Raw genomic sequence first — 19,258 nt, forward strand, 5'->3', positions numbered from 1 at the left:
AAATTGCTGAGTAGCATATGCTTAGCGAAAGAGGACTGGCTCCTTCGTTGTAGCAAACTGTTTTTGATAGTATAATGAAAGAAGTATGCAGTGAGGAATTTTACTGCAAGTAGCTGAGGTGAAGAAACATGCAAAGAGTGACAAACTGTGTGTTAATTAGAGATAATGAAGTACTCTTACTCCAAAAACCTCGCCGGAATTGGTGGGTTGCACCAGGCGGGAAAATGGAGCGTGGTGAGACTGTAAGAGATTCCGTTGTTCGCGAATATCGCGAAGAAACAGGTATTTATTTGAAAAACCCAGCGTTAAAGGGGGTCTTCACCTTTGTCATCCAAGAAGGTGATAAAGTTGTTTCTGAATGGATGATGTTCTCCTTTTTAGCGACAGATTTTGCAGGAGAAAACAAACTAGAGAGCGAAGAAGGCATCATTGGTTGGCATACATTTGATAAAATTGATGATTTAGCAATGGCGCCAGGAGATTATCACATTATTGATTATTTAATTAAAGGAAATGGCATAATCTACGGTACATTTGTATATACCCCAGATTTTGAGTTGCTTTCATATCGATTAGATCCGAGTTAAACCGTCAAGGAGAGGATACGATGACAGAGAATAATGATATAAAAATGGTAATTATTACAGGGATGTCTGGAGCTGGAAAAACAGTAGCTTTACAAAGTTTTGAAGATTTAGGATATTTTTGTGTAGATAATTTACCACCGATGTTATTGCCAAAGTTTATTGAGCTTATGGCGGATTCAAAAGGGAAAATGAATAAAGTGGCACTTGGTATTGATTTACGTGGCCGAGAGTTTTTCGAACATTTATGGGGAGCACTTGATGATTTATCAGAACGTACATGGATTATTCCTCATATTTTATTTTTAGATGCGAAAGATAGTACGCTTGTAACTCGTTATAAAGAAACGAGACGTTCGCATCCACTTGCACCAACTGGTTTGCCGTTAAAGGGAATCGAAGCAGAGCGCAATTTATTAACAGATATGAAGGCACGAGCGAATATTGTGCTTGATACATCGGATTTAAAACCGAAAGAATTACGTGAAAAAATTGTTCACTTGTTCTCAACAGAAACTGAGCAAGCATTTCGTGTAAATGTTATGTCATTTGGATTTAAGTACGGTATTCCAATTGATGCAGATTTAGTATTTGATGTTCGTTTTTTACCAAATCCATATTACATTCCACACATGAAGCCATTAACAGGACTAGATGAAGAAGTTTCTTCGTATGTACTGAAATTTAATGAGACACATAAGTTTTTAGAGAAGTTGACGGATCTGATTACTTTCATGCTGCCTCATTATAAAAGAGAAGGCAAAAGTCAACTTGTAATTGCAATTGGATGTACAGGTGGACAGCATCGTTCTGTTACGCTTACAGAATACCTTGGGAAACATTTGAAACCAGAGTATAGTGTTCATGTATCTCATCGTGATGTGGAGAAGAGAAAGGGCCATTAAGGGATGAAAAAAGAGAGAAAGCCTAAAATTGTCATCATGGGAGGCGGAACTGGACTCTCTGTTTTATTAAGAGGATTAAAGCAATATCCTGTTGATATTACAGCAGTTGTTACAATCGCTGATGATGGTGGTAGTTCGGGTAGATTACGTGATGAGCTAGAAATTCCACCTCCAGGTGACATCCGTAACGTACTTGTTGCGTTATCGGATGTAGAGCCACTGGTGGAAGCTTTATTTCAGCACCGTTTCACAACAGGAGACGGACTGAAAGGTCATGCGTTAGGAAATCTATTGTTGGCAGGTATGACCTCGATTACAGGAGACTTTTTCCATGCAATTACGGAAACAAGTAAAGTATTAAATGTCAGAGGACGTGTATTACCAGCAGCGAATCAAAGTGCGGTACTTCATGCGGAACTTGAAGATGGGGAAATTGTAACAGGTGAATCAAAGATTCCTTATTACGGAAAGAAGATTAATCGCGTCTTTTTAACTCCAGAAGATGTAGAGCCATTGCATGAAACGTTGGCTGAGATTAAACGAGCTGATTTACTTGTTTTCGGTCCTGGCAGTTTGTATACGAGTATATTGCCCAATTTAGTTGTTAACAAAATTGGAGACGCTGTTCTTGCTGCAAAGGCGAAGAAGGTATATGTATGTAACGTTATGACACAAGCGGGTGAAACGATGGGATATACTGCTTTTGATCATGTGCAGGCGTTACACGATCATTTAGGGCAACCATTTATCAATACTGCAATTGTAAATAACCGTGAGATTCCTTGTGAATTGCGTAAGTTATATGATGAAGAAATGTCTACACCAGTTGTAGTGGATGAAGAACGTTTTGTTGAAAATAATATTGATGTTATTCAAGAGGGATTAGCGAAGTATGATGATCATGTTGTAAGGCATGATACGTTAAAGTTAGCTTCGATTTTATATTCATTGTTATAAATATGCGTTGCCTCGTTTGAGGTAGCGCTCCTCATTCATATAGGACAAGAATTTTGTTCCGCAATAATCGTATAAGGAGGTGTTGACTGTGTCATTTGCATCAGAAACAAAGAAAGAGTTGACGAATCTTGAGATGAAGGAATGCTGTGAGAAAGCAGAATTATCAGCGCTACTTCGAATGAACGGGTCGCTTTCTTTTTCAAACCGTCGTCTATCTATCGATATTCAAACGGAAAATGCGGCAATTGCAAGAAGGATTTATACGCTTTTGAAAAAAGGATATGACGTGACGGTAGAATTACTTGTTCGTAAAAAAATGCGATTGAAGAAAAATAATGTATATATTGTGCGGCTTGTTGAGAAGTCTCGCGAAATATTAGCTGATCTTCATATCGTTCGAGATGACTTTTCATTTATTCGAAATATATCACAAGAACTGATTGAGAAGAAATGTTGTAAACGATCGTATTTACGCGGAGCATTTTTAGCAGGTGGTTCAGTAAATAACCCAGAAACATCATCTTATCATTTAGAAATCTTTTCGTTATATAAGGAACATAATGATGCTATATGTGAACTGATGAACGGATTTGATTTAAATAGTAAGACGCTGGAGAGAAGAAAAGGGTACATTACGTATTTGAAAGAAGCAGAAAAAATTACAGAGTTTTTAAATATTATAGGTGCTCATAATGCACTTTTAAGATTTGAAGATATTCGAATCGTACGTGATATGCGTAATTCTGTAAATCGTTTAGTGAACTGCGAAACAGCTAATTTAAATAAAACAATTGGTGCAGCACTAAGGCAGATTGAAAATATTCGTTACATTGATGAGACAGTTGGTCTTGATATATTGCCGGATAAACTACAAGAGATTGCACAATTACGAAGAGATTATCAAGATGTAACATTGAAAGAGTTAGGTGAGATGGTATCCGGGGGGAAGATTAGTAAGTCGGGTATTAATCATCGTTTGCGTAAAATCGATGAAATTGCAGAGAAATTACGCGCGGGGGAAACGGTAGCAAAAAAATAAGAGGTTAAAGGGGAAATGGAGCTGTGGTTCAAAAAAGAGTTCAGGTTTCATTAAAAAACGGTTTACAAGCACGTCCGGCTGCGTTGTTTGTACAAGAGGCAAATCGCTTTCATGCAGATATCTTCATCGAGAAAGATGGAAAGACAGTAAATGCAAAGAGCATAATGGGGATTATGAGCTTAGCAATTGGAACTGGAAGCATGATAACAATTACAACAGAAGGTTCAGATGCAGAAGAGGCTTTAGAAGCATTAGCTGCATATGTACAATAAAAAGCTATCGCGTATATGCGATAGCTTTTTTGTTGTCTGTGCGAATTAGCGAGGAGGGGTATTTAAGGGGTACGTGCTTGTCGAGAATTGTCGGTAAGTCGATAAGTTATGTCGAAACGTCGATATATTAAAATAATCGCCGATATAATCGGAGTTGCGGTCGATATATTTGAAAAATCGCTGATATATTTAGGTGAATACCAGGATGGGTATCCATACGGAGGTGCATGATAATAAAAAAGCGCCTCGGAATCAGGGGCTCCAACACCCTGCGATTCTAAACGAGCCGCTTTCGCTTTTAGTATATCCAGCTCCAGCGGCTAGCTCTTCGTGTCTAAGAACCTTCCGCATAAGAAGGCAAAAAGCGCCTTTTATGCGAAAGAACCTTAGCCAGTCAGAGCTGAACGAGCCGCCTCCGCTTTTAGTTATTAACGATTTGTAAAGATTTTATCGATTAAACCGTATTCTAAAGCTTTTTCTGCTGTCATGAAGTTGTCGCGGTCTGTGTCGCGTTGTAGTACTTCAAGTGGTTGACCAGTGCGGTCAGCAAGAATTTGGTTTAGTTTTTCACGTAAGAATAGGATACGTTTTGCAGCGATTTCGATTTCAGTCGCTTGACCTTGTGCTCCGCCAAGTGGTTGGTGAATCATTACTTCACTGTTTGGAAGTGCATAACGTTTTCCTTTTTCACCTGCTGCAAGTAAGAATGCACCCATAGATGCTGCCATACCGATACAGATTGTTGATACTTGTGGTTTAATAAACTGCATTGTATCATAGATTGCCATACCTGCTGTGATAGAACCACCAGGGCTGTTGATGTAGATGTGAATATCTTTTTCTGGATCTTGAGATTCCAAGAATAAAAGCTGGGAAACGATTGAGTTAGCTACGTTGTCATCAATTGCACTACCAAGCATAATGATGCGGTCTTTTAATAGTCGAGAGTAAATATCGTAAGCGCGTTCTCCACGATTTGTTTGTTCAATTACTGTAGGAATTAAATTCATCTGTTATTTCCTCCTTATAAAGCTTTCTTAGTCTTATAATACAATTATGGTCAATAAAGGTCAAACGAAACCACTTTAAATCAAAAAAATATGTAGTTGTACCATGAAATATTCGCTATGTTTCCGAAATTCCCTGCTTATGTATCTTCAACATCATAACCGAATTACATAAATTTAAACGTTATGAAAACTGGAGAAAAAAGAAAAGAACGCCTTTTAACTGAAGCGTTCTTTCGATAATTAGTCTTTTAAAAGATAGGTTACTTTATTTAAAATCTTTTCGATTTGTTTCGCGTTTTTACTATACATTTCGCTTGCTGATTTCGACTTTGTTTCTAGGGAAAATAGTTCAAGATCAGCATGACATTTTTTTAAAGATGCTAATAATAAAGGTTTGTTTTGAGGAGAAGGCATTTGGAGTTTGTCATTGTAAATGTCGATAGTAAGTTGTCCGTATGAATCCACTTGACCGAGGAAGACATTTTCAATAACAACACCGAGTTTTTCTAATTCTGAATGTAGCCAAGCGCGGTTATGTCCGCTTGCTGAAAGAGGTTCATCTAGTACATTTCCATCCATAATAACAGTTTGTGGTTCTTTCTCGTTTGGTACTTTTAAACCGATATCTTTTGCTGTAAGTGGCTGGGAATCTTTCTTTAATAATACATTTAATTCTCCGCTCGGTTCTAAGACAGCAAATTCGACTTCAGCTACGCTGAACGCACTTTTTCCACGGAGAAGTTCCAGTAATTCGTCACTCGTATATTTTTCTTTCTTTAAGTTATCTTCGAGTATCTTTCCGTCTTTTATTAATACGGTAGATTTCCCTTCAAAGAAGTCCCGAGCTGTTTTGTTCTTTAAAGAGAGGATTCCTGTTAAAAAAGGTACCACAGCGAAAATGAGTATCGCAAAGACGCCGTGAAAAAATTTTGAATCGAGCCCTGTAGATACTTGGGCAGCGATGTCACCAATCGTCATTCCGGCTATGTATTCAAAAAAGGAAAGCTGAGAGATTTGTCTTTTCCCTAACCATTTCGTAATAGCGAATAAAATAATTAATATGAATACAGAGCGAAGAATGACAAGTGTCCATTCCGGCAGGTGAGACATAGTCGTTTCCTCCAGTCTACTTAAAACCCTTTATATTGAGGTTCTTCACGTTCTAATACTGAAATTCTATCCTTTAAATCAGCGATGACGCTGTCCATTTCTAACATACATTCATGAAATACGCGTTTTGATTCTTCGTCTTGTGAATTTAATGAAAGGGAGCTTAAACTTGCTTGAGCGCCCCTTACACTAGCAAGGCAAGTTTTTACGCTAGCGATAACAGTCATATAAACACCTCTTATCCTTTCGGTTTGAATAACAATGCTCCAATGAAGCCGAAAATAATAGCCGCTGATACACCGGCGCTCGTTACTTTAAACATGCCGGTAATAACGCCAACGATGCCATGTTTTGCAGCTTCTTCCATTGCGCCATGAACGAGGGCATTACCAAAGCTTGTAATAGGTACAGTTGCCCCGGCTCCAGCGAAATCAATTAATGGCTCATACAAATTAAATCCATCTAATATAGCTCCAGCAACAACGAGTGTTGCCATTGTATGAGCAGGTGTTAGTTTGCCGACATCAAACATAAGTTGGCCGATTACACATATGAGTCCGCCAATGACGAAAGCCCAGAAAAAAATCATTGCGTTGCACCTCCAAATTCAATCGAAACGGCGTGAGCGATACACGGAATCGTTTCTTCTTGTTGGAATGTAAGTGGAGATAGTAAAGCGCCTGTCGCAACGACAAGTATTTTTTTGAACTCTCCTCTTTTCATTCGGTTTAATAAATGACCGTACACGACTGTTGCAGAACATCCAGGTCCGCTAGCACCAGCTATGACAGGTTGTCCTTCTCTATAAATGATAATTCCGCAATCTTGAAATTGTTCGCTCGTTACTTTCGTTCCGTGTTTATGTAGTAAGTCATAAGCAATTTCGCGTCCTACATGTCCGAGATCGCCTGTTACGATTAAATCGTAGTAAGAGGCATCAATTTGACGTTCACGTAAATGGGCTTCAATTGTATCAACTGCAGCTGGAGCCATTGCGCCTCCCATATTAAACGGATCCGTTAATCCCATATCAACCACTCGGCCGATTGTTGCAGAGGTTACTCTTGGACCGTGTCCAGTATCGCTTAAAATAGCGGCTCCTGCTCCGGTTACTGTCCACTGTGCAGTAGGCGGCTTTTGTCCACCGTATTCGGTAGGGTAGCGGAACTGTTTTTCTACAGCTGTATTATGGCTTGAAGCTCCAGTTAATAAATATTTTGCACCTTTTGCATTTACGATACTTGCCCCAAGTGCTAAACCTTCCATAGAAGTAGAGCAAGCCCCGAATAATCCGAGATAAGGAGTCCCAAGTGTGCGGCAAGCAAAGCTTGTTGGAGTAATTTGATTAATTAAATCTCCTGCGAGTACGAATTGAATATCATCTTTACGAAGTTCTGCTTTTTCAGTAGCGCGACTACAAGCTTCTTCGAATAAAATCTTATGTGCTTTTTCATAGGAATCTTGTCCGAGCCATAAATCTTCATGAAGGATATCGAAGTCTTCTGGGATGTTCCCCTTTGCTTCAAATGGTCCACCGACAACCCCTGTTGAAATAATGACTGGTTTGTTTTCAAATACCCACGTTCGGTGTCCTTGTAACATTTATAGCCCTCCCCATTGAACGAGAATAGTTTTAATAAGTGCGATGACGAAAGCGGAAAATACACCAAATAAAATAACAGAACCAGCTAGTTTAAACATATTACCGCCGACACCGAGTACAAAACCTTCCGTTCGGTGTTCAATACACGCGGAGATAACAGAGTTACCAAATCCAGTGACAGGTACAGCTGTTCCAGCGCCTGCAAACTGACCGAGACGATCGTATACACCGAATCCGGTTAGCAACATTGAGATAAAAATAAGAGTTGCGACTGTTGGATTTCCTGCTGAGCGTTCGGTAAAATCGAAATACGTAATATAAAAAGTTGATATCAGTTGCCCGATTAGGCAGATAAAACCACCAACGAAAAAGGCCTTTAAACAATTTTTTAGAACAGGGCGTTTCGGTTCGCGTTCTTGCTCAAATTTTTTGTATTCCTGTTGTACAGGGGTTAAGTTTTTATCTTTACTTGACATTGCAATCCTTCCTTTTCTATTCGAAAGCGTTAAGTGTTAGATTCCATTTCTGATCCGATTAGCTTTAACTGTTTTTTGATCTCATCTTTCGATACTTCTTTTTTCTTAATTTTGTTTGCAAGCTTTTCGAGTAACATAAAGATTTTTTTATCTGTACTAACACGAACATCGAAAGTAGGATATTCATCACTTAGTTGCTTTTGAAGTTTCTTGCGCAAAGGTTTTAATCCAAACCTTTCATGATGCTCAGGTATAACCGCTATGTAGAGATCTAAATTTGAATTCACTGCTGCGCTTTTTATAATTTCATCCATAGCGAGGGCCTTTTTCTTAGCTCCTTGCGATATAGATTGATTAAAGGATTCTGTACTCATCTTTGTTAATTTTGGACCCTTTTCTTTTTCTGTTCGTTTTGTTTCTTCTTTCTTTACCTTTTTATCTAATGGGCTATGATCACAACCGGTAAAAGAACTAAATAGAAGTATAAATAACGCGGTTATAAGTCCAATCTTTCGCATAATCATCATTCCATTTCTATTGCAATATGTAATGTGATAGAAAAAGGATGACTGCATATCATCCTTTTTCTATTTCACAGCAAATCTGATTCGTTATTGCTGTGAGTATTGTGGTTCTTCTTGTTGGACTTCTTCAACACGTGGGTTTAAAGAATCGATAATCGTTTGTGTTTGCTGCGCAGCTGTTTGGAAAAGTTGCTTAGCTTGTTGGTTATCCGTATCAAGAGCGAATCCCTCTAAGCTAGCTTGTGCACTTTTTAATCCAGAAACAGTCTGCTTTAATTTTGTAATTACAGTCATTGAATGAAGCCCCCTTTGGAATATCAATTCAAAGATTATAATTTGTGAGTTGGGGAGAATTTATGATTGGAAAATTTAGGGGTGGAATGGATTTTATATGCTTTTAGCTAAGATGCATAAGGTATTACGGGGATATTTTTATTGATTTAGATGGATTTTATTGCTATTATTATGAGAAGAAAATGAAGTGTTTTCTATAATCATGCGCCCATAGCTCAGTCGGATAGAGCGGTGGTTTCCGGTACCACGTCTGCCGGGGGTTCGAATCCCTCTGGGCGCGTCAAAAAGTCCTAACTTACGTTTTGTAGGTTAGGACTTTTTTTATTTACCTCTTGTTATATCTAGTAATAAGATTTACTATTAGTACTTGATAATAATTTTTAATTTTATTATTTTCTTTCAATATTATTCAAATTTCGGTTGTAAGTTGTAAATCTCATTAATACATATAAATTAATAATATTTTGGAATGGGTGTCTGCGTGAGGATTCTCCTTTTACCAAACTTATTGTACAATAGAAACAAGGGGGAGATTAGTTTGAAGGCAAGTCTTTTACAAGAACAAAGCTTACGTTTGGCAATGACACAAGAGTTAAGGCAAGCGATTACAATGCTCCAGTATAATGTACAAGAATTATCGGAGTTTTTGTATGAGCAATCGTTAGAGAATCCCCTTATTGAGTTAGGTGGTTTTGAGAGGGAGAAGAAAAAGAGCTCTAACAACAGTAAAAGTACCAGCAAACAAGTCGAGAATCAGATGGAGATCTACAGTGTGGATTCTACAACGATTCAGCAACATTTATTAAATCAAATACAGTATTATAAAATAGATGAAGAAGAGCGAAAAGTAGCTTCTTTCATTATTATGAACATGGATGGAAATGGATATTTACAAGAAACGAATGAAGAGTTAGCAGAGCTCCTTTCTGCACATATTCATGTAGTCGACCGTTCTGTAGAGCTTGTCCAATCACTGGAGCCAGCAGGGGTAGGGGCGCGTAATATTCAGGAATGTTTAACCTTACAATTGAAGCGCTTACAAAGACGTAATGGATTAGCAGAAGAGGTTGTAGAAGATCATTTCGCTTATTTTGTGAAGAAAGATTGGCGAAAGCTCGTTCAAGTGTTGAAGTGTAGTAATGAGGAATTGCAGAGTGCGGTAAATTGTATAACGTCATTACAACCAAAACCAGGTCTTGCGTTTTCTTCAGATAAACCACTTTACATTGTACCTGATATGGCGGTGAAAAAAGATGGCGATCGCCTCGTTTTACAAATGAATGAGAGAAATATGCCGAGAATTGAAATTCATTCTGAATATAGTGCGCTTCTTAATAATAGTGAAAGTGAAGTAGCATCTTACGTATCAGAAAAGTATCAGCATGTGCAGTGGATTATGCGCAGTTTGAAGCAGAGAAAACAGACATTGCTGCAAGTAATGACTATTATTATGGAAAAACAACGTGATTTCTTCTGGAAAGGTCCAGAGTATTTAAGACCTCTCGCTTTAAAAGAGGTAGCGGAAGAGTTAAGTGTGCATGAATCGACAATTAGTCGTGCGACGCGAAATAAATATGTGCAAACACCGCACGGTTTATTTGAGATGAAATCGTTCTTTAGCAATGCCGTTTCGACGACTGAAGATGAAGCAGTTTCTACAAAACGTGTAAAACAATTTATTCAAACGCTAATTGGGGCAGAGGATAAGAAAAAGCCACTTTCAGATCAAAAGATTTCAAAATTATTAGAAGAAGAGCATGAAATTGTTATTTCTCGAAGAACAGTGGCGAAGTATAGAGAACAAATGCATATCCCAGCTTCGTCATTACGAAAAACGATCGGATAGGTGAAGAAGATGAAAGTTGTACTGTATACTAAAAAAGATTGTGGCCTTTGCGTGAAGGCAAAACAAGTTTTACAGGAAGTACAATGTGAATATTCTTTTCAAATCGAGGAAATAGATATATATGAAGATAATGACCTTTTAGAAAAATATCACTTAATGATTCCGGTTGTAGAAATGGACGGAAAACAAGTAGAATATGGTAACATTCACAAAGGTGTCATAATAAACTATATAAAGAATGCAGTTAAGAGTTGAATAAGTTTCTATCTCCTGTTACAATAATACACGTAGCAGGGATTATTTTTTTAACCTATGTGGGACACAAAATGTCACTACGGGACGTAAAGTGACCATGAGGGAAAATGAACCGATGTAGTGAGGAGAAAAGATATGCGCTCATGGATTCAGAACACAAAAAAATTATTACCTGATCTGCTACCTGTTATGCAAACGAGAATGCAAATTCTTCAATACATTAGGCTCATGCAGCCGATTGGAAGAAGAAACTTATCAGCAAGTCTCGGTATGACAGAACGAGTATTGCGAAGTGAAGTTCAAGTTTTGAAAGAACAAAACTTAGTTCACGTCGCTTCTTCTGGAATGACTTTGACAGAAGAAGGAACAGCTTTAGTTCTTGCTTTGGAAGACTTTATGAAAGAAATTTCCGGGTTAAAGGTTTTAGAAAAGCAACTTAAGGAAACATTAGACTTGGATGAAGTTTTCGTTGTCCCTGGTGATAGTGATGAATCACCTTGGGTCAAACTGGAGATGGGCCGTGCTTGTGTGACTTGTATAAAAGACCGTCTGACAGCGAATAATATCGTTGCTGTGGCTGGAGGAACTACGCTAGCTGCTGCTGCGGACATGATGCAACTTGATTGCAAAGATTTACATATGCTATTTGTCCCAGCACGTGGTGGAATTGGAGAAGGTGTTGAATTAGAAGCCAATACCATTTGTGCCAAGATGGCGCAAAATACGATGAGTAATTATCGCTTATTGTATGTTCCAGACCATGTTAGTAGCGAAGCATATGCGTCTATTGTGACAGAGCCTTCCGTGAAAGAAGTTCTTGAGTTGATTCGATCTTCCAATATCGTCATTCATGGAATAGGTGATGCGTTAACAATGGCACGTCGCAGAAGTACTTCAGAAGCAGATTGGTTAAAGATTCAGGCAAGCGAAGCAGTTGGCGAAGCTTTCGGTTACTACTTTAATGAAGAAGGAAATGTTGTTCATAAAGTAAGAACGGTTGGTATGCAACTAGAGGACTTACAAAATGTATCTCACGTTGTTGCAGTCGCTGGAGGTTCTTCAAAGGCAAAAGCAATACAGGCTGTAATTAAACAAGGGCACACTTCAATTCTAATTACAGATGAAGGTGCAGCAAAACAGTTAACAAAGGGTTTTACCCTTTAATATAATCCCCCAAGGAGGAAATTCAAATGACTAAAATTGGTATTAATGGATTTGGACGTATCGGACGTAACGTATTCCGCGCAGCTCTTAACAACTCTGAGGTAGAAGTAGTAGCAATCAATGACTTAACAGATGCTAAAACATTAGCTCACCTTTTAAAATATGACACAGTTCACGGAACTTTAAATGCAGAAGTATCTGCTAACGAAAACAGCATCGTTGTTAACGGTAAAGAAATTAAAGTTATCGCTGAGCGTGACCCAGCTCAATTACCATGGAGCGACTACGGAGTAGAAGTAGTAGTAGAATCTACTGGCCGTTTCACTAAAAAATCAGATGCTGAGAAACACTTAGGTGGATCAGTTAAGAAAGTTATCATCTCAGCTCCAGCTTCTGACGAAGATATCACTGTAGTTATGGGTGTTAACCACGAACAATACGATGCAGCTAACCACAACGTAGTATCTAACGCTTCTTGTACTACAAACTGTCTAGCTCCATTCGCTAAAGTATTAAACGAAAAATTCGGCGTAAAACGCGGAATGATGACAACAATTCACTCTTACACTAACGACCAACAAATCTTAGACTTACCACACAAAGATTTACGTCGTGCTCGTGCAGCAGCTGAAAACATGATCCCAACATCTACTGGTGCAGCTAAAGCTGTAGCATTAGTATTACCAGAACTTAAAGGTAAATTAAACGGTGGCGCTGTACGTGTTCCAACTGCTAACGTTTCTCTAGTTGACCTAGTTGTTGAACTTGACAAAGAAGTAACAGTTGAAGAAGTAAATGCAGCATTCAAAGCAGCAGCTGAAGGCGAATTAAAAGGTATCCTTGGATACAGCGAAGAGCCATTAGTATCTATCGACTATAACGGATGTACAGCTTCTTCTACAATCGATGCATTATCTACAATGGTAATGGAAGGTAACATGGTTAAAGTACTTTCTTGGTACGATAACGAAACTGGTTACTCTAACCGCGTAGTAGACCTAGCAGCTTACATGACTTCAAAAGGTCTTTAATTCTTAATTATATAAGTTATCAATGACAAAACGAGGGAGAGGGTTTGTTCCCTCTCTCTCTTCTTTCGTTTTAAAAGCAAATGTGTTAAGCTTTTGAGTGGGTTTTGTCAATCCTAACTAGTAGTCGGAGGGAAATCCAATGAACAAAAAATCAATTCGTGACGTAGATTTAAAAGGTAAGCGTGTATTTTGCCGCGTTGATTTCAACGTACCTATGAAAGAAGGCAAAATTACAGATGAAACTCGTATCCGTGCAGCTCTTCCTACAATTCAATATTTAGTAGAGCAAGGTGCGAAAGTTATTTTAGCAAGTCACTTAGGCCGTCCAAAAGGTCAAGTAGTAGAAGAAATGCGTTTAACTCCAGTAGCAGCACGTTTAGGCGAGCTTCTTGGTAAAGACGTTAAAAAAGCGGACGAAGCATTCGGACCAGTTGCACAAGAAATGGTTGCAGCAATGAACGAAGGCGACGTATTAGTTCTTGAAAACGTACGTTTCTATGCGGGCGAAGAAAAGAACGATGCAGAACTTGCGAAAGAATTTGCAGCACTTGCTGACATCTTCGTAAACGATGCATTCGGTGCAGCTCACCGTGCTCACGCTTCTACAGCAGGTATCGCAGACTACCTACCAGCAGTATCTGGTCTATTAATGGAAAAAGAGTTAGATGTACTTGGTAAAGCACTTTCTAACCCAGAACGTCCATTTACAGCTATCATCGGTGGTGCGAAAGTAAAAGATAAAATCGGTGTAATTCGTCATCTATTAGACAAAGTAGATAACTTAATCATCGGTGGTGGACTTGCTTACACATTCGTTAAAGCTTTAGGTCATGAAATTGGTCTATCTCTATGTGAAGACGACAAGATCGAACTAGCTAAAGAATTTATGCAACTTGCAAAAGAAAAAGGCGTAAACTTCTACATGCCAGTTGATGTTGTAATCACTGAGGAATTCTCTGAAACTGCAACAACTAAAATCGTTGGTATCGACTCTATCCCTTCTAACTGGGAAGGCGTGGACATCGGTCCTAAAACACGTGAAATTTATGCAGATGTAATTAAAAATTCTAAGCTTGTTGTATGGAATGGACCAATGGGTGTATTCGAAATGACTCCATTCGCAGAAGGTACAAAAGCAGTAGGACAAGCATTAGCAGATGCAGAAGATACATACTCTGTTATCGGCGGTGGTGACTCTGCAGCAGCTGTTGAAAAATTCGGTATGGCTGATAAAATGAGCCACATTTCTACTGGCGGCGGTGCGTCATTAGAATTCATGGAAGGTAAAGAGCTTCCAGGTGTAGTTTGTCTTAACGACAAATAAGTAGCAGCCAAAGAAAAAGGACGGTGCAAAGCATGCGTAAACCAATTATCGCAGGTAACTGGAAAATGAATAAAACTCTATCTGAAGCAGTTAGCTTCGTAGAGGAAGTTAAAGGTCAAATCCCAGCAGCTTCAGCTGTTGATGCAGTAGTTTGCTCTCCAGCTCTATTCTTAGAGCGCCTTGTAGCAGCAACTGAAGGAACTGACTTACAAGTAGGTGCACAAAACATGCACTTCGAAAAAAATGGTGCATTCACTGGCGAAATTAGCCCAGTAGCACTTAGCGACTTAAAAGTTGGCTATGTAGTACTTGGCCACTCTGAGCGTCGTGAAATGTTTGCTGAAACAGATGAGTCAGTAAACAAAAAGACTATCGCAGCATTTGAACATGGTTTAACACCAATCGTATGTTGTGGTGAGACTTTAGAAGAGCGCGAAAGGGGAAAAACATTTGATCTAGTAGCAGGTCAAGTGACAAAAGCACTTGCAGGTTTAACAGAAGAGCAAGTTAAAGCAACTGTTATCGCTTATGAGCCAATCTGGGCTATCGGTACAGGTAAATCTTCTTCTTCTGCAGATGCAAACGAAGTATGTGCGCACATCCGTAAAGTTGTTGCAGAAGCTGTTTCTCCAGAAGCTGCAGAAGCTGTTCGTATCCAATACGGCGGTAGCGTAAAACCAGAAAACATTAAAGAGTATATGGCACAATCTGACATCGACGGCGCTTTAGTTGGCGGTGCTAGCTTAGAGCCTGCTTCGTTCTTAGGTCTTCTGGGGGCGGTAAAATGAGAAAGCCAACAGCTTTAATCATTCTTGACGGTTTCGGACTTCGTGAAGAAACTTACGGGAATGCTGTAGCACAAGCTAAGAAACCTAATTTTGATGGTTACTGGAACAAATTCCCTCACACAACGCTTACAGCTTGTGGCGAGGCAGTAGGTCTTCCAGAAGGTCAAATGGGTAACTCTGAGGTTGGTCACTTAAATATCGGTGCTGGCCGCGTAGTATATCAAAGCTTAACACGCGTTAACGTTGCAATTCGTGAAGGCGAGTTCGATAAGAACGAAACTTTTCAAAATGCAATTAAAAGCGTAAAAGAAAAAGGTACTGCACTTCATTTATTCGGTTTACTTTCTGACGGTGGTGTGCACAGTCACATGAACCATATGTTTGCTCTTCTTCGCCTAGCAGCAAAAGAAGGCGTGGAGAAAGTTTATATCCATGCATTCTTAGACGGCCGCGATGTTGGACCACAAACAGCAAAAGGTTATATCGATGCAACGAATGAAGTAATTAAAGAAACAGGAGTAGGACAATTCGCGACTATCTCTGGTCGTTATTACTCTATGGACCGTGACAAGCGTTGGGATCGCGTAGAAAAATGTTACAGTGCTATGGTGAATGGTGAAGGCCCTACTTATAAATCAGCAGAAGAGTGTGTAGAAGACTCTTATGCGAACGGTATCTATGATGAATTCGTATTGCCGTCTGTAATTGTTAACGAAGATAACACGCCAGTTGCAACAATCAATGATGATGATGCAGTTATCTTCTATAACTTCCGTCCAGACCGTGCAATTCAAATTGCTCGTGTATTTACAAACGAAGACTTCCGTGAGTTCGATCGTGGTGAAAAAGTACCTCACATTCCAGAATTCGTATGTATGACACACTTCAGTGAAACTGTAGATGGTTACGTGGCATTCAAGCCAATGAACCTTGATAACACTTTAGGTGAAGTTGTTGCGCAAGCGGGATTAAAGCAACTTCGCATCGCGGAAACTGAAAAGTATCCGCACGTTACATTCTTCTTTAGCGGTGGTCGTGAGGCTGAATTCCCAGGAGAAGAGCGTATCTTAATTAACTCACCGAAGGTTGCAACGTATGACTTGAAACCTGAAATGAGCATTTACGAAGTAACGGACGCTTTAGTAAATGAAATCGAAAATGATAAACATGATGTTATCATTCTTAACTTTGCGAACTGTGATATGGTTGGCCATTCTGGGATGATGGAACCAACAATTAAAGCAGTAGAAGCAACTGACGAATGTTTAGGAAAAGTTGTAGAAGCGATTCTTGCAAAAGATGGTGTAGCACTTATTACTGCTGACCATGGTAATGCTGATCAGGAGTTAACTGCTGATGGCGGTCCTATGACAGCTCATACAACTAACCCGGTTCCTTTCATCGTTACAAAAAATGATGTAGAGCTTCGTGAAGGTGGTATTTTAGGAGATATCGCTCCAACAATGCTTACACTTTTAAATGTGGAACAACCGAAAGAAATGACAGGTAAAACAATTATTAAATAATTTGCTTATATAAAAAGGAGAGAATTTATTATGTCAACAATTATTGATGTTTATGCTCGCGAAGTCCTTGACTCTCGTGGTAACCCAACTGTAGAAGTAGAAGTTTACACAGAAAGCGGCGCTTTCGGACGCGCTATCGTACCAAGTGGTGCATCTACTGGTGAGCACGAAGCAGTAGAATTACGTGACGGTGACAAATCTCGTTACCTTGGTAAAGGTGTTGTTAACGCAGTAAACAACGTTAACGAAATTATCGCTCCAGAAATCGCTGGTTTCGATGTAACTGACCAAGCTGGTATCGACCGTGCTATGATCGAATTAGATGGCACTCCAAACAAAGGTAAACTAGGCGCTAACGCTATCCTTGGTGTATCTATGGCAGTAGCTCACGCAGCAGCTGACTTCGTAGGTCTTCCATTATACCGTTACCTTGGTGGATTCAATGCAAAACAATTACCAACTCCAATGATGAACATCATCAACGGTGGTTCTCACGCTGATAACAACGTTGACTTCCAAGAGTTCATGATTTTACCAGTTGGTGCTCCAACATTCAAAGAATCAATCCGTATGGGTGCTGAAGTATTCCATGCACTTAAAGCTGTATTACATGACAAAGGTCTTAACACTGCAGTAGGTGACGAAGGTGGATTCGCTCCAAACCTTGGTTCTAACCGTGAAGCTTTAGAAGTAATCATCGAAGCTATCGAAAAAGCTGGTTACAAAGCTGGCGAGAACGTATTCTTAGGAATGGACGTTGCTTCTTCTGAGTTCTACAACAAAGAAACTGGTAAATATGACCTTGCAGGCGAAGGCCGTACTGGCTTAACTTCTGCAGAAATGGTTGATTTCTATGAAGAGCTTTGCAAAGACTTCCCAATCATCTCTATCGAAGATGGTTTAGACGAAAACGACTGGGATGGTCACAAATTATTAACTGAGCGTATCGGTGATAAAGTACAATTAGTTGGTGACGATTTATTCGTAACTAACACTCAAAAACTTGCTGAAGGTATCGAAAAAGGTATCTCTAACTCAATCTTAATTAAAGTTAACCAAATCGGTACTTTAACTGAGACTTTCGAAGCTATCGAAATGGCTAAACGTGCTGGTTACACAGCAGTTGTATCTCACCGTTCTGGTGAAACTGAAGATGCTACAATCGCTGACATCGCAGTTGCAACTAACGCTGGCCAAATCAAAACTGGTTCTATGAGCCGTACTGACCGTATTGCTAAGTACAACCAATTATTACGCATCGAAGACGAACTAGGCGAAATCGCTGTTTACGATGGTATCAAATCTTTCTATAACATCAAACGATAATTGTAGAAAATAAACGACAGACCGTGAGAAATCACGGTCTGTTTTTTTATGCTAAAATTGTTCACCCGTCATAAGTGACATGAAATGTTTGAAGAAGCGGTTATAGTCAAAATCAATTGCGATTTGATGAACCGGCCAATCAATAAATGGCTTCTGGTTCACTAAAGAGCGAAATTCCCCTATGCTTGCTCCTTGTGCAGAGGATTCTGTCATGACAACAATAGGTGATTTATGATACGTGAACATAGAGTTATCAAATAAAGCGAGTATTGGCATTGTGTCATGGAAGGGGCTCCCCTTTAAATGTGGTAGGGCGTCTTTATAATATCCGTAGTAATAATGATCAAATAACGGTTTGACAAGTGGAGCTTTTCCTTTTGCCTCAATGTATTCTGCCATTTCTGGTGTAATGATGGAGTATTGAGTGACGTTTAATGGGTATATGTACATGTTAACTGCGGATTGAAGGACTATATTAGCAGCAGTAGGATCGCCATAAAAGTTTGCTTCGGAAATAGGGGTAACATTACCAGGATGTAAAAAGGCACCGCCCATTACGTAGTAAGATTTAATTTGTTTCATTAACTGTTTGCACATGATAAACAAAATTGCTAGGGAGGTAAGTCTTCCTAAACTCACAATGATTAATTCATCTTTATACTGTTCAATAAGAGGAATGACTTCAAAAAAATTCTCCATTTCTCCGTTAGTCACATTCACCTTTGGAATAATTGGACCGAGCCCCTGTTTCCCATGTACATCCGTAAAAAACGCAGGTGGGGCACCAGTAAGGGGACGTTCTGAACCACCGAATATCTTGATATTTCTATTCTTTGTTTCGTTATTAAAAAAATGAGCATTTTCTACGGCCATTTTTTTTGGAACATTGCCGTAATCAGCAACGATACCGACGATTTCTATTTCATCGATAAAGAATGCTAAGAGGAGAGCCATCGTATCATCAATCCCAGGATCACAAAAAATGAGAACTTTTTTGGGCATATGTTCACCACCTATCTTGTTTATCCCGTACAAACCAGCTTGGTGAGGACTAATAATCAATAAGGATGAGGGGAATCTCATTGATTAAAGTTTCACTTTATATATATGTAAGTTTAAGAATAAAAAGATTATTTTATTGAAATAATAGTCTTTTAAATTCAGAAAATAAAAACTTTTTTATATTAGGTCAAGGTTTTTGACGTAATTTCCGTTTAGAAATGC

22 protein-coding genes and 1 tRNA gene are annotated in these 19,258 nt (G+C 39.0%); 14 read left to right on the forward strand and 9 right to left on the reverse strand.

The features are described from left to right. Nucleotides 1-128: 128 nt before the first annotated feature. The 5 genes from D1166_RS09210 to D1166_RS09230 all read left to right on the forward strand — a co-directional run bounded on the left by D1166_RS09210 (nucleotide 129) and on the right by D1166_RS09230 (nucleotide 3,757). Nucleotides 129-587: an NUDIX hydrolase gene (locus tag D1166_RS09210; protein ID WP_001190080.1), complete on the forward strand. Its 459-nt coding sequence runs from the start codon at nucleotides 129-131 to the stop codon at nucleotides 585-587. A gap of 20 nt (nucleotides 588-607) precedes the next feature. Next, nucleotides 608-1,489: an RNase adapter RapZ gene (gene rapZ, locus D1166_RS09215; RefSeq protein ID WP_000138459.1), complete on the forward strand. Its 882-nt coding sequence runs from the start codon at nucleotides 608-610 to the stop codon at nucleotides 1,487-1,489. A gap of 3 nt (nucleotides 1,490-1,492) precedes the next feature. Next, nucleotides 1,493-2,446 (forward strand): gluconeogenesis factor YvcK family protein, encoded by a 954-nt coding sequence (locus D1166_RS09220; RefSeq protein ID WP_000712186.1) that lies wholly within the window; start codon nucleotides 1,493-1,495, stop codon nucleotides 2,444-2,446. Nucleotides 2,447-2,534: 88 nt separating this feature from the next. Continuing rightward, nucleotides 2,535-3,485, forward strand: coding sequence for a DNA-binding protein WhiA (whiA, locus tag D1166_RS09225; protein ID WP_000006560.1), 951 nt, complete (start codon nucleotides 2,535-2,537; stop codon nucleotides 3,483-3,485). A gap of 23 nt (nucleotides 3,486-3,508) precedes the next feature. After that, entirely contained in the window at nucleotides 3,509-3,757 is a 249-nt protein-coding gene (locus D1166_RS09230) for an HPr family phosphocarrier protein (protein ID WP_000250307.1), read from the forward strand. A 428-nt stretch (nucleotides 3,758-4,185) separates the two neighbouring features. On the opposite strand, the gene clpP is transcribed toward D1166_RS09230, so the two are convergent. The 8 genes from clpP to D1166_RS09275 all read right to left on the reverse strand — a co-directional run bounded on the left by clpP (nucleotide 4,186) and on the right by D1166_RS09275 (nucleotide 8,774). Next, the gene (clpP, locus tag D1166_RS09240; RefSeq protein ID WP_001049162.1) at nucleotides 4,186-4,767 is read right to left on the reverse strand and encodes an ATP-dependent Clp endopeptidase proteolytic subunit ClpP; all 582 of its coding nucleotides are present in this window, start codon (nucleotides 4,765-4,767) and stop codon (nucleotides 4,186-4,188) included. A 240-nt stretch (nucleotides 4,768-5,007) separates the two neighbouring features. After that, entirely contained in the window at nucleotides 5,008-5,877 is an 870-nt protein-coding gene (locus D1166_RS09245; protein WP_000018924.1) for a DUF421 domain-containing protein, read from the reverse strand. Between the two features lie 20 nt (nucleotides 5,878-5,897). Continuing rightward, nucleotides 5,898-6,104 (reverse strand): DUF1657 domain-containing protein, encoded by a 207-nt coding sequence (locus D1166_RS09250; RefSeq protein ID WP_000215909.1) that lies wholly within the window; start codon nucleotides 6,102-6,104, stop codon nucleotides 5,898-5,900. Nucleotides 6,105-6,115: 11 nt separating this feature from the next. Then, nucleotides 6,116-6,466, reverse strand: coding sequence for a stage V sporulation protein AE (spoVAE, locus tag D1166_RS09255; RefSeq protein ID WP_000575919.1), 351 nt, complete (start codon nucleotides 6,464-6,466; stop codon nucleotides 6,116-6,118). After that, nucleotides 6,463-7,479 carry a stage V sporulation protein AD gene (gene spoVAD, locus D1166_RS09260; protein ID WP_000938972.1) on the reverse strand — a complete coding sequence of 339 codons (1,017 nt, stop codon included), beginning with the start codon at nucleotides 7,477-7,479 and terminating at the stop codon, nucleotides 6,463-6,465. The genes spoVAE and spoVAD overlap by 4 nt, the downstream gene beginning before the upstream one ends. Continuing rightward, entirely contained in the window at nucleotides 7,480-7,956 is a 477-nt protein-coding gene (spoVAC, locus tag D1166_RS09265) for a stage V sporulation protein AC (protein WP_000095408.1), read from the reverse strand. Between the two features lie 29 nt (nucleotides 7,957-7,985). After that, nucleotides 7,986-8,474: a YhcN/YlaJ family sporulation lipoprotein gene (locus D1166_RS09270; RefSeq protein ID WP_001226064.1), complete on the reverse strand. Its 489-nt coding sequence runs from the start codon at nucleotides 8,472-8,474 to the stop codon at nucleotides 7,986-7,988. 93 nt (nucleotides 8,475-8,567) lie between these two features. Continuing rightward, the gene (locus D1166_RS09275) at nucleotides 8,568-8,774 is read right to left on the reverse strand and encodes a DUF1657 domain-containing protein (RefSeq protein WP_000216166.1); all 207 of its coding nucleotides are present in this window, start codon (nucleotides 8,772-8,774) and stop codon (nucleotides 8,568-8,570) included. A gap of 204 nt (nucleotides 8,775-8,978) precedes the next feature. On the opposite strand from D1166_RS09275, the gene D1166_RS09280 reads away from it, so the two are divergent. From D1166_RS09280 to eno, 9 genes are all read left to right on the forward strand, one after another. After that, a tRNA-Arg gene (locus tag D1166_RS09280) sits at nucleotides 8,979-9,054 on the forward strand. Nucleotides 9,055-9,312: 258 nt separating this feature from the next. After that, complete coding sequence (gene rpoN, locus D1166_RS09285) at nucleotides 9,313-10,620, forward strand: RNA polymerase factor sigma-54 (protein WP_000647955.1); 1,308 nt, start codon at nucleotides 9,313-9,315, stop codon at nucleotides 10,618-10,620. Between the two features lie 9 nt (nucleotides 10,621-10,629). Beyond that, nucleotides 10,630-10,875 (forward strand): glutaredoxin family protein, encoded by a 246-nt coding sequence (locus D1166_RS09290; RefSeq protein ID WP_000869730.1) that lies wholly within the window; start codon nucleotides 10,630-10,632, stop codon nucleotides 10,873-10,875. A 135-nt stretch (nucleotides 10,876-11,010) separates the two neighbouring features. Beyond that, a complete protein-coding gene (gene cggR / locus D1166_RS09295; protein WP_001258185.1) occupies nucleotides 11,011-12,039 on the forward strand; it encodes a gapA transcriptional regulator CggR in 1,029 nt (342 codons plus the stop codon). Between the two features lie 26 nt (nucleotides 12,040-12,065). Continuing rightward, nucleotides 12,066-13,070 (forward strand): type I glyceraldehyde-3-phosphate dehydrogenase, encoded by a 1,005-nt coding sequence (gene gap / locus D1166_RS09300; RefSeq protein WP_000161236.1) that lies wholly within the window; start codon nucleotides 12,066-12,068, stop codon nucleotides 13,068-13,070. Nucleotides 13,071-13,209: 139 nt separating this feature from the next. Continuing rightward, nucleotides 13,210-14,394, forward strand: a complete 1,185-nt coding sequence (locus tag D1166_RS09305) for a phosphoglycerate kinase (RefSeq protein ID WP_001036350.1) — start codon at nucleotides 13,210-13,212, stop codon at nucleotides 14,392-14,394. A 32-nt stretch (nucleotides 14,395-14,426) separates the two neighbouring features. Then, entirely contained in the window at nucleotides 14,427-15,182 is a 756-nt protein-coding gene (gene tpiA / locus D1166_RS09310) for a triose-phosphate isomerase (protein ID WP_118043288.1), read from the forward strand. Next, complete coding sequence (gene gpmI, locus D1166_RS09315) at nucleotides 15,179-16,708, forward strand: 2,3-bisphosphoglycerate-independent phosphoglycerate mutase (RefSeq protein WP_001231158.1); 1,530 nt, start codon at nucleotides 15,179-15,181, stop codon at nucleotides 16,706-16,708. Before tpiA ends, gpmI begins: the two co-directional genes overlap by 4 nt. Nucleotides 16,709-16,738: 30 nt before the next feature. After that, complete coding sequence (eno, locus tag D1166_RS09320; RefSeq protein ID WP_000103951.1) at nucleotides 16,739-18,034, forward strand: phosphopyruvate hydratase; 1,296 nt, start codon at nucleotides 16,739-16,741, stop codon at nucleotides 18,032-18,034. A gap of 51 nt (nucleotides 18,035-18,085) precedes the next feature. On the opposite strand, the gene D1166_RS09325 is transcribed toward eno, so the two are convergent. Continuing rightward, nucleotides 18,086-19,036: a nucleoside hydrolase gene (locus D1166_RS09325; protein ID WP_001125050.1), complete on the reverse strand. Its 951-nt coding sequence runs from the start codon at nucleotides 19,034-19,036 to the stop codon at nucleotides 18,086-18,088. Nucleotides 19,037-19,258 lie beyond the last annotated feature (222 nt).

It is taken from the genome of Bacillus sp. ISO11, assembly GCF_003458115.1.
GTDB lineage: Bacteria > Bacillota > Bacilli > Bacillales > Bacillaceae_G > Bacillus_A > Bacillus_A cereus.